Source organism: Campylobacter sp. CFSAN093249 (assembly GCF_011067895.1).
Taxonomy (GTDB): Bacteria; Campylobacterota; Campylobacteria; order Campylobacterales; family Campylobacteraceae; genus Campylobacter_D; species Campylobacter_D jejuni.
Map to the genome: position 1 here is coordinate 111,413 of NZ_JAAMWM010000002.1, position 15,701 is coordinate 127,113.

The window sequence follows — 15,701 nt, forward strand, 5'->3', positions numbered from 1 at the left end:
AAATTAAATAATGATTTATTTTGCTAGAATTAAAGCAAAGATTTAAAGGAAGCATAGATGAAAAAAATTACTATTGCACATTCTCCTGATGCTGATGATATTTTTATGTATATGGCTATTAAATTTGGGTGGATAGGGAATGATTTTGCTTATGAAAATACAGCTTTAGATATACAAACTTTAAATGAATTTGCCTTGAAAAATGAATTTGATGCTACGGCTATTTCTTTTGGGCTTTATCCTTTAATCGCTTCTGAGTATGCGCTTTTACGCACAGCAGTGAGTTTTGGTGAAGGTTATGGGCCAAAACTCATCAAGAAAAAAGACACGCATTTAAAAAGAAATTTTAAAGTCGCTTTGAGTGGAGCAAATACCACCAATGCTTTGATTTTTCGTATGAAATACCCTGAAGCAAGAATTATTTATAAGAATTTTTTAGACATTGAAAATGTAGTTTTAAGTGGCGAAGTAGATGCAGGAGTTTTGATCCATGAAAGCATTTTAGAATTTGATCAAAGTCTTTGCGTGGAAGCAGAACTTTGGGATATATGGCTTGAATTTGCTAAAGAAAATTTGCCTTTGCCTTTAGGTGGAATGGCTTTGCGTCGTTCTTTGCCTTTAAGCGATGCGATTAAGATCGAAAGAGATTTAACCAATGCTGTAAAAATTGCCGATGCAAATCGTAAAATTTTAGCCCCTATGCTTATGGAAAGAAAACTTATCCGTGTTGATGAAGAAAAACTTGATACTTATCTTAATTTATATGCCAATAAAAACTCTATTAGCATGAATCAAACTCAACTTTTAGCTGTAGATACGCTTTTTAAACTAGGATATGATTATAAATTTTATGATAAAATCATACATGTAAATGATTATCTTATCCCTAGCGAATACGAAGAAGCTAGAAATTCTTAAAAAGGATAAAAATGGACGAAAGTACCTTAGTTGCTCTTGGAGTGCAAACCTTTAAAATCACACTTTTACTTTCCTTGCCTATGCTTTTGGCAGGACTTATTGCAGGGCTTGTGATCAGTATTTTTCAAGCAACTACACAGATTAATGAAATGACACTTTCTTTTGTTCCTAAAATCATCTTGGTTGTGGTTATTTTAATCTTTTTAATGCCTTGGATGACTACAACTATGATTGATTTTACTGAGAATATACTAAATCAAATTCCAACTTTTATCAAATGATCATTGATTTTAAAAAATACTCTTCTGTGCGTATAGGAAATGAATTTGAAGTTTTAGTTTTGGATCAAATTTGTGATTTTGATGGTTTTTTAATAGGTGGTGCAAATAACCTTTTAATTAGCCCAAAACCTAAAAATATAGGAATTTTAGGAGATGGTTTTGATTTTATGCAAATTTTAGATCAAAATAAAGATTTTATACATCTTCGCATAGGCTGCAAAACAAAATCAAGCAAAATATATCGCTTTGCTAAAGAAAATAATCTTAAGGGTTTTGAGTATTTAAGCAAAATTCCTGGCACACTTGGTGGGCTTTTGAAAATGAATGCAGGGCTTAAAGGAGAGTGTATCAGTCAAAATTTAATCAAAATTGCTACTTCTCAAGGCGAAATTCTAAGAGAAAATATAAATTTTGATTATCGTTTTTGTCCTTTAAATATGCCTTTTTTTTGGGCTGAATTTAAACTAAATTTTGGCTTTGATACCCTTAAAGATGAAGCTTTAAAAAATGCAAGAAGCAACCAACCTAGTGGAGCAAGCTTTGGCTCTATCTTTAAAAATCCAAAAAACGACTTTGCAGGACGTTTAATCGAAGCTGCAGGGCTTAAAGGCTTTAGTAAAGGAGATGCTATGTTAAGCGATAAACACGCAAATTTTTTAATCAATAAAAAAAATGCAAGTTTTGAAGATGCGTTTTTTCTTATCGAATTGGCTAGAAAAAAAGTCTTTGAAGAATTTGGCATAAACTTAGAAAATGAAGTGATTATTATCTAAAAATTTTTCAATATATCTTTAATTTTTTTATTTCATTATCTATAACACTAGCTAACATTTTTGGCATTTGATTTACAATATCTTGATAATTTTGTTTTGTATCTTGATCTTTTAATATCAAATTTAATTTTGCATTTTTTGCTGCAAGAATTTTTCCATTGCTTGTAGAAATAATTTTAAAATTAACACTAGCCACACCCTCTTTACTAGTTGTGATAAAATAATTTGTAATATTTACATAAAAATCTTGCAAATTTACCACCACAACATAATCTGTAAATTTGGCATACATTTTAGCCTTATCTTTTTCTTGTGTTAAAAAAGGACTTACATTTATAAGTTTTGCATCCTTAGGGCTAAAATATGACAAAGTTTTAGGACTTTGATAAATACCATTTGCAGCAGAATTAACCCAATCAAGCCTTAAACTTTGAATCAAATTTTTAGCAAATAATATAGAAAATTCCTTATCACTCACCCTAAAACCATCTAAAAAATAACCAAAATTTTTCCTAGAAGTTAATACAATAGCAAAATCAATATCCTTATCTTTGGTGATTTGCGATTTTTTTTCAATTAAAGTAGAACTATCAAACAATGCTTTTTGTTGATTTAAATTTGGATTTGCAACATTTTGATTTAGATCTATTACTTCAAAGCTATCTGCGCTTTTTTCAATTTTAATAACTTTTTTCTGAGAAAAATTATTCGCTAAAAGATTAGAACTTAAAACTAAACTTAAAAACAAAATGAAACAATACCTCATCTTCATCCTTATAAACTATTTAAATATAAAATTATACTCTTTATTTTATAAAAAATCTTGTAAAAAATTCCTAGATGAAACACAAATAAAAGGACTGGATTTATAATTTAAAGGGTTATATAAAATGTATTTTTTAGAAAAATCCCCCATAAATCCTCCATTTTGATTAATCAAAAAATCTCCTGCTACAATATCCCAAATATTAAGCTTTTCAAATCTTTTATAAACTCCTGCCCTAGCCTCTAAAATAGCACAAAATTTCAATCCAGAGCCTATATTAATAGCTTCTAATTGATGCTCTTTTGCAAAGTCTTCATCTTCTTTGCTAAGATGATTAACACTCAATAAGGCTTTATATTTATTTTTCTCGTATTCTTGCTGGTCAATTTGCAAAGGTTTATCGTTTTTATAAACCTTGGTTTTTGCATGAGCATAGAATATATCACCTTTTGATGGATTTTGTATAAGCGATAAAACAGGGCGATTGTCATGAACCAAACTTACCATAACGCAAAATTCATCACTGCCTTTTAAAAAACCACTTGTTCCATCAAGAGGATCGATAAGCCAAAAAGTTTTTAATTCTTCACACTCTTCTTTGCTGAGTAATTTTTCTTCTGATAAAATTTTAATATCCGTGGAACCTAAAATATCATTTAGAATTTTATTAGAAGCAAGATCTGCTGATGTAAGCGGGCTTTTATCTTCTTTTTCCCAAGTTTTGAAATTTTTTCTCTCTTCTAAAATAGCTTTAGAAGCTTGATTGCTAGCATTTATAGCAATTTCTAAAAATTTATCAAGATTAAGCATGATTATAAACTTTCTATAAGATTTTTTAAAATTATACAAGAAGATTTTGTGGAATTTTTAATTTCCACAAAAATTTTAATTATATTTTACTAGTTTCACCCAAATAAAGTTGTCTTGGACGGACTATTTTAAGACTTTCTTGCTCTTTTTGTTCTATCCACTGAGCTATCCATCCTGGGGTGCGTCCTATAACAAATAAAGTAGCAAACATTTCATTTGGAATACCTAAGGCTTTTAAAATAAGTCCACTATGAAAATCAACATTCGGATATAGCCCTCTTTGAACAAAATAATCATCACTTAAAGCAATCTCTTCTATACGCGTTGCTACTTTAATAAGATTGGTATCAATACCCAACTCATCAATAAGTTGATCACGAAGTTTTTTAAGTACTTTTGCTCTAGGATCAAAATTTTTATAAACCCTATGCCCAAAGCCCATCAAGCGGAAAGGATCGTTTTTATCCTTAGCTCTTTTGATGAATTCATCTACCCTATCAACACTACCTATTTGCTCAAGCATTCTAATAACACCTTCATTAGCTCCACCATGTGCATGACCCCAAAGCGCACCAATACCTGCTGCTATACAGGCATAAGGATGAGCGTGAGTTGAACCCACAGCACGAACTGTTGAAGTTGAAGCATTTTGCTCATGATCTGCATGAAGCATAAAAACTGTATCAAGTGCTTTTACTTCTATAGGTTTAAGCTCTACATGATCGTAAGGATAGGTTCTTAACATATATAAGAAATTTTCTGTAAAACCACGATCTAAATTTGGATAAGCCATAGGAAAGCCGTGTTTATATCTATAAGCAGTGGCCACTATAGTAGGGATTTTAGCTACTATTCTAGCTGCCATTTCCATATATTCTTCTTTTACATTCATGTTTAAATGATCAGGATAAAAAGCACTAAGCGATGAAACAGCACCTTGTAAAACTGCCATAGGATGAGCATTATCAGGGAAAGAATCAAAAAGACGATGCATACCTTCATGGATAAAAGAACGCTTTTTCATTTCATAACGAAATGCTTCAAGACGCGTAGCATCAGGTAATTCTTTATAAAGTAAAAGATGAACCACATCTAAATAAAGTTTGTTTTCAGCAAGCCACTCTATAGGATAGCCACGGTGCATTAAAATTCCGTTTTCTCCATCAATATAAGTGATTTTTGATTTACAAGTAGCTGTAGAAGTCAAGCCCTCATCATAAGAAAACATTCCTGTTTGTTTATAAAAACTTGACATATCTACAACGCTTGGCCCAGTTGTACCGTCATATATAGGAAATTCATAGCTTTTTCCATTTCTATTATCGGTTATAGTAACGGAATTTGACATTTTCGCTCCTTTTATTGTTACTTTTATTAATTCTAACAAAAAAGGACGATTATGAGTTTTTTTATTATTAAATTTTTAAGATTTTGTTTGCTTTTTTGAGTAAAAAAGTAACTTTCATTTTTTAGAATTAGAAAGAAATTTAATCATACTCATAACAATAACAGCCTCAAATAACGCTGTTAAAATAAGTGCTGAATAAAGCTTCTCATCAATAACCTTGCCCGAATAACCCAGAGTAGCTGTTGCTATAAGCAAGGTTAAAGGCATAGAATGACTAAGACCAAATAAAATCATATTTTTAAAACCAATTCTTTTTAAAAAAACACTTGCACATAAAATTCTTAAACCCACCATAACAAACATAAGTAAAAATGCTTGTAAAACGATTTTATAATCTAAAATCATTTTAAGATCAAAGGTTGAACCTATATGGATAAAAAAAATAGGGATCAAAAACCCGTGTCCAAAAGTAGAAAGCTTGTGCTCAAGATCTTTTTTATGATCAAAAAAAGTAGCTATAAATGAACCTGCTATAAAAGAACCAAGAACGATTTCAAGTTTTGTAATAACCATAGCAACAATGATCAGTATAAAAATGGCCATACAAAATCTTATATCTTTTTCATTTTTATCTTCCCATGGCATAAGCACAACTTTAAGCTGAGGATACCACCAAAAAAGCACACCAAGCATTTTAAATCCAAGCAAACAAAGCCCCAAAAAGATATTAAGATATAAAATACTTTGCGCTACATCAATAATACCTGTTCCTTCGCGCAAAAAAGCTCCCGCTATAGTCAAAAGCACAATAGAAATCACCTCAGCTAAAGTAGCTACTATCATAGCAATATTTAGCCAATAACACTCTTTTCCAAAATCCTTAAAAAGTAAAGATAAAAGCCCTACACTCATCACAGGTATAATGATAACAAATACTAAAGAAAGTCCAAAAATCCATACTATAAAAGAAGATAAAGTATAAAGTAAAAAAATATAAAAAAAACTTTTTTTGGCGACTTCTTTATCCATATTAAAAAAGGCTCTTAAATTTACCTCCATACCCGCTATAAACATTAGATAATAAAAACCTACATTGGCTAAAAGTGCAAAATTTTCACTTTTTCCTATGAAACCAAAATACGCTATTATTGCCCCTAAAATAATTTCAGTAGCTGAAAGAGGCAAGCGTAAAATTCTCGCAATATGCGGAGAAAAAAGCAAACACAAGGCTATAACAATGAGAATTTTTAAATCGATTAAAGCCTGTGTATCAATGACACTCTGATGCAAAAGTAAATCCCATTTCTTTTAATTTTATTATATCTTGACTTGGTTCTTCACCTTTAGTGGTTAAATAATCCCCTATAACAATAGCCCCAGCACCTGCTTGAAAAATTTCATATTGTCTTTCTCGTAATACCACTTCACGCCCACCTGCTACCATTACCACGCTTTGCGGTAAAGCCTCTTTGGTATCACGAACAATTTTTAAGGCTTCATCAGCGCTAAGTCTTGGAACTTGTAGTTTTAAATTTTCATTTGCTATAAAAAAATTAATAGGCGTTGAAAAAGGTTGTAATTCTTGCAAAGATTTTCTAAAACTTAGCCTATCTTCTTCGCTCTCACCCATACCATAAATTCCACCACAACAAAGCATAAGCCCTGCTTCTTTAGCGTTTAAATTGGTTTGAAATCTACTTTCCCAAGTATGTGTGGTGCAAATTTGTGGAAAAAATTCCTTAGAACTTTCAAGATTGTGATTATAAGAAAAAATTCCTGCTTTTTTAAGTTCTTTGAGTTGTTCCACGCTTGCCATACCATTACAGGCAATTAAAAGCAAATTAGGCACTTCTTTTTGCACAGCCTTGGCAGCTTCGCAAACATACTCAAGCTTTTCATCATCAAGCCCAAGTCCTGCCGTAACCAAACAAAAACCCAAGGCTTCATTTTTCTTTGCCATTTTTGCTTCTAAAACGATTTGTGAAAGTTCTTTACGACGATATTTTTGAATATCTGTTTTTACATGAGCGCTTTGGGTGCAGTATTTGCAGTCTTCTGAACAATTTCCACTCGCTATATTTGAAATAGCACAAAGCATGATTTGCATTCTAATCCTTCATTTCTTTTTTGATTTTACACTTTAAACATTCTAAGAATGTACCTTTTTTAAGCTCTTTTATCACTAAAGTTTCGCCACACTCTTCGCATTTTTCTTCACTTGGTTTGTATTTGCTTATAAAATTGCATTTTGGATAAGCACTACAGCCATAAAATTTACCACGTTTTGAAAAGCGTTCTACGATTTCACCTTTTTGACAACTTGGACAAGTAATGCCTGTACCATTAGCTTTAGCTTTTGCGGCTGTATTTTCGCTTTCGTTTTTGCTTTCACTTTTTAAATTTCTTGAATACTTGCATTTTGGGAAATTTAAACACGCTACAAATTCTCCAAAACGCCCTTTTCTAATAGCAAGCTCTCCGCCACAATCAGGACAACTTTCGCCTAGTTTTGTGACAGTTTTTTGACTAGCTATTTTTGTTTTTCCTTCTTCGATTTTTCTCATAAAAGGATAGTAAAATTCTTTTAAAGTTTCTTGCCAATCTGCCTTATCTTCTGCGATTTCATCTAGGGTATTTTCAAGGTTTGAAGTAAATTTACTATCTACTATATCGCTAAAATTTTTCTCAAGCACTTCGGTTACATTAAAAGCAACATCGCTAGGAATGAGTTGTTTTTTATCTATTGTTACATAATCACGGCTTGTAAGTATAGAAATGGTTGGTGCATAAGTAGAAGGGCGACCTATGCCTAAACTTTCAAGTTTTTTTACAAGTCCTGCTTCTGAATACCTTGAAGGTGGTTCGGTAAAATGTGAGTTCATTTCTAAATTTTGCACTTTTAAATTTTGGCCTATTTTAAAATTTGGCAAAATTTTATCCTTATCCATATCACCATAAACTTTATAATATCCATCAAAAAGGATTTTTCTACCGCTTATTTTAAAAACTGCTCTATCATTTTTTACAAATACATTTTGAGTTTGAGAGATAGCAGGACTCATCTGACAGGCTAAAAAGCGATTGTAAATAAGTGTGTAAAGTTTTAACTCATCTTTGTCTAAAAATTTAGCCGCAATTTCTGGAGTAAAACTTAAATTTGTAGGGCGTATAGCTTCATGAGCTTCTTGAGCGCCTTTAGTCTTTGTAGTATATACATTTGCTTTGCTTGGAAGATAGTCTTTGCCAAAATTTGCTTGTATGAATTTTCTTGCATTTTCTACTGCTTCTTTGGCTAAATTTAAACTATCGGTTCTCATATAAGTAATAACCCCCATCACGCCTTCATGGGTATTTACTCCTTCATAGAGCTTTTGAGCTATCATCATGGTTTTTTTAGGGTTAAAACCAAGGCGATTGCTGGCACTTTGCTGCAAGGTTGAAGTCATAAAAGGAGGAGGCGGAGCGATTTTTCTTTCTTTGCTTTCAATGTCGCTTATAGCATAAGCTTCATTTTTACAAGCCTCTAGTATAAGCTTAGCACGATCTTTGTTGGTAATGGTAAGTTTTTCTATCTTAGCTTTGTCAAACTCAACCAGTTCTGCATCTAAATCTTTTTGAAAAATCATATCAATACTAAAGTATTCTAGGGGTACAAAGGCACGAATTTCTTTTTCACGATCGACTATGATCTTTAAAGCCGCACTTTGAACACGCCCAGCACTAAGTCCTCTTTGAATTTTTTGTCCTAATAAAGGGCTGAGCTTATACCCTACAATGCGATCTAAAAGACGTCTGGTTTGCTGAGCATTTACAGAGTGCATGTTTAATTTTCTTGGATTTTTTAAAGCATTTTCTATAGCGCTTTTAGTGATTTCATGAAAAACAATGCGTGGTAAGGTGTTTTCATCTTTTCCTATAGCTTTTGCAATATGATAGGCTATAGCCTCTCCTTCTCTATCTTCATCCGTTGCAAGATAGACTTCTTTGGCATCTTTGGCTTTGCTTTTAAGTTCTTTAACTAAGGCGCTATGATCACTTGTGATTCTATACTCAGGGATAAATTCATCATCTTCTATTTTAATCCCAAAGCTTGATTTAGGCAAATCTCTAATATGTCCTTTAGAAGCGATAACTTCATAATCTTTTCCCAAAAAATTTCCTATGGTTTTAGCTTTTGCAGGAGATTCTACTATGATTAAATTTTTCTTCATTTTGCACCCTTGTTAAATAAAAAGCTGAATTTAGCTAAAAATATTTAAAATTCTACTTATAAAATATATTTTAATCAAGCTAAAATATTTTAAAAACAAAACTATCATAACAAAATAAATAAAATCTAATTTTAAGTAATTTTAAATACAAACCATAATTTTTGGAGTATAATAAAATAAAAAAGGTAAAAATTATGAATGACAAAACTTATAAATTTCATCCAAATGACACAAAAATGGATAAAAAAATAATTCAAATTACTGAAAAGTCCGGATTTAAAGCAGCTGTGTTTTCTATGGCTGCTATGACTATGCTAGGAAGTGTGGTCATTTCATCTGCTCTGCCTGCTATCAACAGACATTTTGAAGAACTTTTAACCCAAAGTGGCGCTACTCTTGCTTCAAGTTTCACATTAGCTCATCTTGATATACTTGTTCGCTTAGTTTTAACCATCCCTGCTATTTTTGTTGTCATTTTATCTCCATTTGCTGGTATTTTAATGGATAAATTTGGCAAATTAAAATTCATTCTTCCAGCTATGGTGGTTTGGACTCTTTCTGGGATAAGTGGCTTTTTCTTAAATGATATTTATGCTATACTGACTTCAAGAGCTATTTTTGGTATGGCAACTGCTTTTATAATGACAGGCGCTTCGGCTTTGCTTGGGGATTATTATAGTCGTGGTGGCTTTAATCGCAGAGAAAATGCTTTAAGTCTTCAAGGATTTTTTTGTGCAGTAGGGGGTGCTGTTTTTATTTCTATTGCGGGATTTGTTTCAAGTTATTCTTGGCGTTATCCTTTTTTGGTATATGGACTTGGAATTTTAATTACCTTAATGGCTATCATTTATCTTTTTGAACCTAGAAAATTTAAATTCTATAATCATACAAAAATAGAAACAAAAACAAATTATTGGCAATTTTTCCCTATCTATTTTATAGGTTTTTTTATCATGGTAGTTTATTATATTTCGCCAACTCAACTTCCTTACTATATAGAAGAACATTTGGGATTGGATCCTAAATATATAGGTATTTCGATGTCTGTATCTGCACTATGTTATGGTTTTTTCTCTCTAAGCTATAGATATATTATAAAATTCTTAAGTATTAAAACTATTTATGTTTTAACTCTTTTTATCGTATCTTGTTCTTTTTTGCTGCTTTTTTTAGTAGATAGCTTTTTCACAGTTTTAATCGCCTTAGCTTTGCTTGGAATGGGTGGAGGTATTATGCTTGTAAATAATACGGCTTATCTTTTTTCAATCTGTCCTGAAAATGCTCGCTCTAGGGCTTATGGAATTTTAGCAAGTTGTATATTTTTAGGACAATTTTTAAGTCCTATTATCTCTCAACCTATCGTTAGACAAATGGGTCTTGTAGATGCTTTTTTAATATGGTCAATAGTAATTTTTATAGTGTGCATTGTGTTTTTATTTTTAAAGCAAAAACCTAGAATAAATTAGCAAGAAAAATCTTGCTAATTTTATTTATTACAAACCTACCGCACTTAAAGTTTGGTATTTACTCATATAAATTTGAGCTTCAATTTTTCTCATCGTATCAAGTGCTACTTGAACTACAATAAGTACAGAAGTGCCGCCAAAATGAAAAGGCACACCCATAAATTTCACCAAAACCCAAGGTAAGGTTGCAACAAGCCCTAAATAAATAGAACCTGATAAAGTTAAACGAGAAGCCACTTCGTTAAGATAACTTGAAGTTCCTTCACCTGGACGAATTCCAGGGATAAAACCGCCTTGTTTTTTCAAATTTTCTGCTATGTCTTTAGCGTTAAATACGATAGAAGCATAAAAATAAGCAAAGAAAATTACAAACAAGAAAGTTAGAACATGAAACAAATAACCATTTGGATTTAAAAAGTCATTAATGGCTTGTAGATAAGGATTTGTACTAGTTTGTAAAATTGTTGTTGGAAACATCAAAATCGCACTAGCAAAAATCGGTGGAATAACCCCACTAAGATTGAGTTTAATAGGAATATAATTCATAATGCGTTTGTTTTGATTTTGCATTACAACTTTACGAGAATAAGAAATAGGAATTCTTCTTTCTCCAAGTTCTATATAAATAATCACCCCTATGGTGATTAAAATCAAAGCAAAAATTGCAAAAGCGGTTAAGAAATTCATCTCGCCTGAATTGATTTGTCCTACAGTTCCTGAAATCGCTCTTGGAATACCTGAAACAATACCTGCAAAAATGATTAAAGAAATACCATTTCCTATACCTCTTTGTGTGATTTGTTCGCCAAGCCACATTAAAAGCATAGTTCCAGCAAGCATAGAAATAGCACAAAGTGCGATAAACATATTTAAATCTTCCACCATTATAGCCCCTGCACCACCACGACCGTGCAAGCTTTGCAAACCTATAGCAACGCCTATACTTTGAACCAAAGTAATCACAATAGTCGCATAACGGATAATTTGCATATATTTTTGCATACTATCACGCTCTTTTTTCATCTTACCAATATTTGGAAAAGTTGCTGCAAGAAGCTCCATAATAATAGAAGCAGTAATATAAGGCATAATACCTAAAGAAATGATAGAAAAGCGTTCAGCCGCTCCACCACTAAAAACATTAAATAAACCCAAAGCATTGTTTTGATTGTTATTAAAAAATTCCGCAATCACATCAGCATTGACGCCAGGAACTGGCACATAAGCCAGAACCCTATAAGCAAATAAAAATGCTAAGGTGATTAAAATCTTATTCGTCAATGCTCTATTCATTATTTTGATCCGGTGACGCTAATATTCTCGTCTTTGATTTTTGATACTAAGTCTTTTGCACTTGCACCAATTAATTTGATTTTATTCACAGATTTTGAAATTTTGTGAACACTTTTAATGCTCTCAAATGTAATTTCACTAAGCTCTTTTACAGCTGTGATTTTTTCAACATTGATCACATAAGGTTTTTGAATTTTAGAAGTAAAACCTACTTTTGGTAGTCTTCTTTGAAGTGGTTGTTGCCCCCCTTCAAAACCTCTTTTTTCATTATAACCTTTTCTAGCAGTTTGACCTTTACCCCCTTTAGTAGCAGTCTTACCCATGCCAGAACCTTGACCACGGCCAATTCTTTTAGTTTTATGCGTTGAACCCGCTGCTTTTGTTAAATTCATCTTCTTATCCTTTTAACATTGTTAAAGCTTTGATTGTAGCACGAACCACATTAGCTGAATTATTTGAACCCAAAGACTTGGTTAAGATGTCTTTAATACCTGCAAGTTCCACGATAGGGCGTGTAGAACCACCTGCGATAACTCCTGTACCTTCGCTAGCTGGTTTAAGTAAAATTCTACTTGCGTTGTATTTCACCTCTACATCGTGAGCGATAGTTGAGCCTTTAGTTTTAACTTCAACGATATTTTTAAACGCATCGTCAACAGCTTTACGGATGGCATCTGGAACTTCCTTAGCCTTACCATAACCAACACCTACTAAACCTTTGCGGTTTCCAACGATAACTAAAGCAGTAAATCTAAATCTTCTACCACCTTTAACAACCTTAGTAACTCTGCCGATATCGACGATTACTTCTTCAAATTCTTCTCTATTATATTTTTCCATCGATTTACCCCTTATAGCCTAATGCCATTTTCTCTTAAAGATTCAGCCAATGCTGCGATAACACCATGATATACATAACCATTTCTATCAAAAACAGCTTGTTCTATCTTTTTAGCTTTTAAAGTTTTAGCAAATTCAGCAGCGATTTTTTTAGCACCTTCTTTATTTGCTTTAACGCCAAGTTTGCGTCCATCAACTGCTGCTAAAGTTACAGCTTTTACATCATCAATCGCTTGGATATATAGAGTTCTGTTTGATTTAAATACAGAAATTCTTGGAAAATTTTCACAACCTGAAATTTTCGCTCTAATTCTTTTTTTTCTTTTGATTCTTAAAGTTAGTTTTCTTTTTAATACATTTGCTCTCATATTCTACCCTTACTTCTTAGATGTCTTACCAGCTTTGCGGATAATGCGTTCATCAGAATACTTAACGCCTTTTCCTTTATATGGCTCTGGCGGTCTAAATTCACGAATTTGAGCAGCAACTTGACCTACAACTTGTTTATCACTTCCTTTAACTGCAATAGTATTTTTATCCACTACAATTTCAATTCCTTCTGGAATATCATAATTAATAGGATGAGAAAAACCAAGGCTTAGTTCTAAAACTTTACCTTTTAAAGCTGCCTTATAACCAACTCCATTGATTTCAAGAGTTTTTGAAAAACCTTGAGTTAAACCTACAACGATATTGTAAGCTAAAGCTCTGTAAGTTCCCCAATAAGCTCTACTTTGTCTGTCTTGACCTTTTGGAGAAAAAAGAATATTATTATCTTTAATCTCAACATTTACATTTGCTTTAGTATCAAGTTCTTTTGCTAAATTTCCTTTTTTAAATTTAAGCAAATTTCCTTCTAATTTTACTTCTACTCCTGCTGGAATAGCAATCGGTTGTTTACCTATACGAGACATATTTTTCCTTTTTATTTGTCTAGGATATTTCTACTTTTTTAAAAGAATGGATACCCAATGCCATAAAAAGCAGATTTTTTACCAAATGGTACATAAAATTTCGCCGCCAACACCTGCTTTATAAGCTTCATCATTAGCTAAAACGCCATGACTTGTGCTAACTACGATAGTACCATAACCATTTTTAAAACGCTTGATTTCATCTTTACCTTTATAAACACGACGACCAGGCTTAGAAATCCTTTTAAGCTCATTGATAACACTCTTACCTTTTTCATCGTATTTTAAAACTACATTGATAAATTTCTTTTTATCTTCTTCAATAACATTAAAACTCTCAATATAGCCTTTAGCTTGAAAAATTCCAACTAAAGCTTCTACAACTTTAGAATGTAAAAGCTTGGTTGTTTCAAGCTTTCTCATTCCTGCATTTCTGATACGAGTGAGTGAATCTGAAATAATATCATTTATCATATTTTATCCTTACCAACTTGCTTTCTTAAGACCTGGAATCAAACCTTCATTGCCCATTTTTCTTAAGCAAACTCTGCAAATTCCAAAATCTCTATAAACCGAATGCGGACGCCCACAAATTTGGCATCTTGTATAAGCTCTAACCTTAAATTTAGGCTTGCGTGCCGCTTTTGCAATCATTGATTTTTTAGCCATCTTACTTTCCTTTTGTAAATGGCACACCGATAAGTTCTAATAACTTTTGTGCCTGTTTGTCATTTTGTGCTGTTGTAACTATAGAAATGTTCATACCATGAGTTCTTAAAATTTTATCATACTCCACTTCTGGGAACATCAACTGCTCATCAAGACCGAAGTTATAGTTTCCGCGTCCATCAAAACCATCTCTACTTAAACCTCTAAAGTCTTTCACCCTTGGCAAAGCAATAGAAATTAATTTATCAAGAAAAGCATACATATTTTCTTTTCTTAAAGTTACCATTACACCCACAGGAAAACCTTCGCGAACTTTAAATCCTGCAACTGATTTTTTAGCTTTAGTAATCACAGCCTTTTGTCCTGCAATTAAAGAAATAGTATCTGCAACATTTTGCAATACTTTTTGATCTTTAGCCAACTCACCAGCACCTACGCTGATAACTACTTTTTCGATCACAGGGATAAGCATAGGATTTTTAATATCAAATTCTTTAACCAATGCAGGTTTAATGCTTTGATTATATTTTTCTTTTAATCTCATCATCGCTTACTCCTGAACTTTTGCCACATTGGAAATATCCATTGGCATTTCTTTATTGATAAAACCACCATTTGGGTTTTTCTCACTCGGCTTAATAGCTTTTTTAGCGATTTTACATCCTTCAACTACCACTTTAAGTGTTTTTGGATATACCGCTAAAACTTTACCTGTTTTACCTTTATCATCACCTGTGATAACCTTAACGCTATCACCTTTTTTGATTTTTAATTTAACCGCCATTATAATACCTCCGGTGCTAGTGAAACGATTTTCATAAAGCCACCATATCTAACTTCTCTGCCCACTGGCCCAAAGATACGAGTTCCGATAGGCTCTCTTTTGTTGTCAAGAATAACCGCAGCATTTTCATCAAAACGAATCAAAGAACCATTATCTCTATGAATTTCTTTTTTAGTTCTAACGATAACCGCTTTTACCACTTGACCTTTTTTAACTTTTCCATTTGGTAAAGCTTTTTTAACAGATGCAACGATTACATCACCCACGGTAGCGTATCTTCTTTTGCTACCCCCTAAAACCTTGATACACATTAATTCTTTTGCACCGCTATTATCAGCAACTGCAAGTCTTGTAAAACTTTGAATCATTACTCAACTCCTGTAGCTAATACAGATTTTAAGCGAAATGATTTTCTTTTTGAAAGTGGTCTGCATTCTACTGCAACAACAGTATCACCCACTTTAACTTCATTTCTCTCATCATGAATTAGATATTTTTTAAAGCGTTTAACAATTTTTCTATATCTTGGATGAACCACTTTTCTTTCAACCAAAACACTTGCGGTTTTTTCACCAGCGATTTTAACAACAACGCCTTGAATTTCTCTTTTAAATGCCATTTTCTATCC

21 protein-coding genes are annotated in these 15,701 nt (G+C 32.3%); 4 read left to right on the forward strand and 17 right to left on the reverse strand.

All coding sequences use genetic code 11. From position 1 onward, the window contains the following. Positions 1 to 57 precede the first annotated feature (57 nt). From FBF10_RS01495 to FBF10_RS01505, 3 genes are read left to right on the forward strand one after another with little or no spacing between them, the layout of a single operon-like run. Positions 58 to 918: a menaquinone biosynthesis family protein gene (locus FBF10_RS01495; RefSeq protein WP_002860117.1), complete on the forward strand. Its 861-nt coding sequence runs from the start codon at positions 58 to 60 to the stop codon at positions 916 to 918. An 11-nt stretch (positions 919 to 929) separates the two neighbouring features. Then, a complete protein-coding gene (gene fliQ / locus FBF10_RS01500) occupies positions 930 to 1,199 on the forward strand; it encodes a flagellar biosynthesis protein FliQ (protein ID WP_002851290.1) in 270 nt (89 codons plus the stop codon). After that, positions 1,196 to 1,972, forward strand: a complete 777-nt coding sequence (locus tag FBF10_RS01505) for a UDP-N-acetylmuramate dehydrogenase (RefSeq protein ID WP_002888831.1) — start codon at positions 1,196 to 1,198, stop codon at positions 1,970 to 1,972. Before fliQ ends, FBF10_RS01505 begins: the two co-directional genes overlap by 4 nt. Positions 1,973 to 1,979: 7 nt before the next feature. Here FBF10_RS01505 and FBF10_RS01510 read toward each other — a convergent pair whose 3' ends face one another. The 6 genes from FBF10_RS01510 to topA form a co-directional block, all read right to left on the reverse strand. Further along, entirely contained in the window at positions 1,980 to 2,744 is a 765-nt protein-coding gene (locus FBF10_RS01510) for a hypothetical protein (protein ID WP_079263725.1), read from the reverse strand. 39 nt (positions 2,745 to 2,783) lie between these two features. After that, on the reverse strand, positions 2,784 to 3,548 hold the full coding sequence (locus tag FBF10_RS01515) for a 3'(2'),5'-bisphosphate nucleotidase CysQ (RefSeq protein ID WP_052789854.1): 765 nt from the start codon (positions 3,546 to 3,548) through the stop codon (positions 2,784 to 2,786). A gap of 79 nt (positions 3,549 to 3,627) precedes the next feature. Continuing rightward, positions 3,628 to 4,896 carry a citrate synthase gene (locus FBF10_RS01520; protein ID WP_002851494.1) on the reverse strand — a complete coding sequence of 423 codons (1,269 nt, stop codon included), beginning with the start codon at positions 4,894 to 4,896 and terminating at the stop codon, positions 3,628 to 3,630. A gap of 114 nt (positions 4,897 to 5,010) precedes the next feature. Continuing rightward, positions 5,011 to 6,186, reverse strand: coding sequence for a cation:proton antiporter (locus FBF10_RS01525; RefSeq protein WP_002888822.1), 1,176 nt, complete (start codon positions 6,184 to 6,186; stop codon positions 5,011 to 5,013). Beyond that, the gene (locus tag FBF10_RS01530) at positions 6,167 to 7,003 is read right to left on the reverse strand and encodes a biotin synthase (RefSeq protein WP_002851400.1); all 837 of its coding nucleotides are present in this window, start codon (positions 7,001 to 7,003) and stop codon (positions 6,167 to 6,169) included. The genes FBF10_RS01525 and FBF10_RS01530 overlap by 20 nt, the downstream gene beginning before the upstream one ends. A 1-nt stretch (position 7,004) precedes the next feature. Next, a complete protein-coding gene (topA, locus tag FBF10_RS01535; RefSeq protein WP_002888820.1) occupies positions 7,005 to 9,107 on the reverse strand; it encodes a type I DNA topoisomerase in 2,103 nt (700 codons plus the stop codon). Positions 9,108 to 9,301: 194 nt separating this feature from the next. Between topA and FBF10_RS01540 the strand changes: the two genes are divergently transcribed. After that, positions 9,302 to 10,573 carry an MFS transporter gene (locus FBF10_RS01540; RefSeq protein ID WP_002851183.1) on the forward strand — a complete coding sequence of 424 codons (1,272 nt, stop codon included), beginning with the start codon at positions 9,302 to 9,304 and terminating at the stop codon, positions 10,571 to 10,573. A 27-nt stretch (positions 10,574 to 10,600) separates the two neighbouring features. Here the strand turns inward: FBF10_RS01540 and secY are convergent, their stop codons facing one another. From secY to rpsQ, 11 genes are all read right to left on the reverse strand, one after another. Then, entirely contained in the window at positions 10,601 to 11,866 is a 1,266-nt protein-coding gene (gene secY, locus FBF10_RS01545; protein WP_002864789.1) for a preprotein translocase subunit SecY, read from the reverse strand. After that, the gene (gene rplO, locus FBF10_RS01550; RefSeq protein WP_002851292.1) at positions 11,866 to 12,258 is read right to left on the reverse strand and encodes a 50S ribosomal protein L15; all 393 of its coding nucleotides are present in this window, start codon (positions 12,256 to 12,258) and stop codon (positions 11,866 to 11,868) included. The genes secY and rplO overlap by 1 nt, the downstream gene beginning before the upstream one ends. A 4-nt stretch (positions 12,259 to 12,262) precedes the next feature. Further along, entirely contained in the window at positions 12,263 to 12,706 is a 444-nt protein-coding gene (rpsE, locus tag FBF10_RS01555; protein WP_002779428.1) for a 30S ribosomal protein S5, read from the reverse strand. A gap of 11 nt (positions 12,707 to 12,717) precedes the next feature. Then, on the reverse strand, positions 12,718 to 13,074 hold the full coding sequence (gene rplR / locus FBF10_RS01560) for a 50S ribosomal protein L18 (RefSeq protein ID WP_002785535.1): 357 nt from the start codon (positions 13,072 to 13,074) through the stop codon (positions 12,718 to 12,720). Positions 13,075 to 13,083: 9 nt separating this feature from the next. Continuing rightward, on the reverse strand, positions 13,084 to 13,620 hold the full coding sequence (gene rplF / locus FBF10_RS01565; protein ID WP_002888817.1) for a 50S ribosomal protein L6: 537 nt from the start codon (positions 13,618 to 13,620) through the stop codon (positions 13,084 to 13,086). 78 nt (positions 13,621 to 13,698) lie between these two features. Next, the gene (rpsH, locus tag FBF10_RS01570; protein ID WP_002851353.1) at positions 13,699 to 14,094 is read right to left on the reverse strand and encodes a 30S ribosomal protein S8; all 396 of its coding nucleotides are present in this window, start codon (positions 14,092 to 14,094) and stop codon (positions 13,699 to 13,701) included. 9 nt (positions 14,095 to 14,103) lie between these two features. Next, positions 14,104 to 14,289 (reverse strand): type Z 30S ribosomal protein S14, encoded by a 186-nt coding sequence (locus FBF10_RS01575; protein ID WP_002851478.1) that lies wholly within the window; start codon positions 14,287 to 14,289, stop codon positions 14,104 to 14,106. 1 nt (position 14,290) lies between these two features. Then, positions 14,291 to 14,836 (reverse strand): 50S ribosomal protein L5, encoded by a 546-nt coding sequence (gene rplE, locus FBF10_RS01580; protein WP_002851453.1) that lies wholly within the window; start codon positions 14,834 to 14,836, stop codon positions 14,291 to 14,293. Positions 14,837 to 14,839: 3 nt separating this feature from the next. Continuing rightward, complete coding sequence (gene rplX / locus FBF10_RS01585) at positions 14,840 to 15,073, reverse strand: 50S ribosomal protein L24 (protein ID WP_002779437.1); 234 nt, start codon at positions 15,071 to 15,073, stop codon at positions 14,840 to 14,842. Next, positions 15,073 to 15,441 carry a 50S ribosomal protein L14 gene (rplN, locus tag FBF10_RS01590; protein ID WP_002779438.1) on the reverse strand — a complete coding sequence of 123 codons (369 nt, stop codon included), beginning with the start codon at positions 15,439 to 15,441 and terminating at the stop codon, positions 15,073 to 15,075. Before rplN ends, rplX begins: the two co-directional genes overlap by 1 nt. Next, complete coding sequence (gene rpsQ / locus FBF10_RS01595; RefSeq protein WP_002851549.1) at positions 15,441 to 15,692, reverse strand: 30S ribosomal protein S17; 252 nt, start codon at positions 15,690 to 15,692, stop codon at positions 15,441 to 15,443. Before rpsQ ends, rplN begins: the two co-directional genes overlap by 1 nt. Positions 15,693 to 15,701 lie beyond the last annotated feature (9 nt).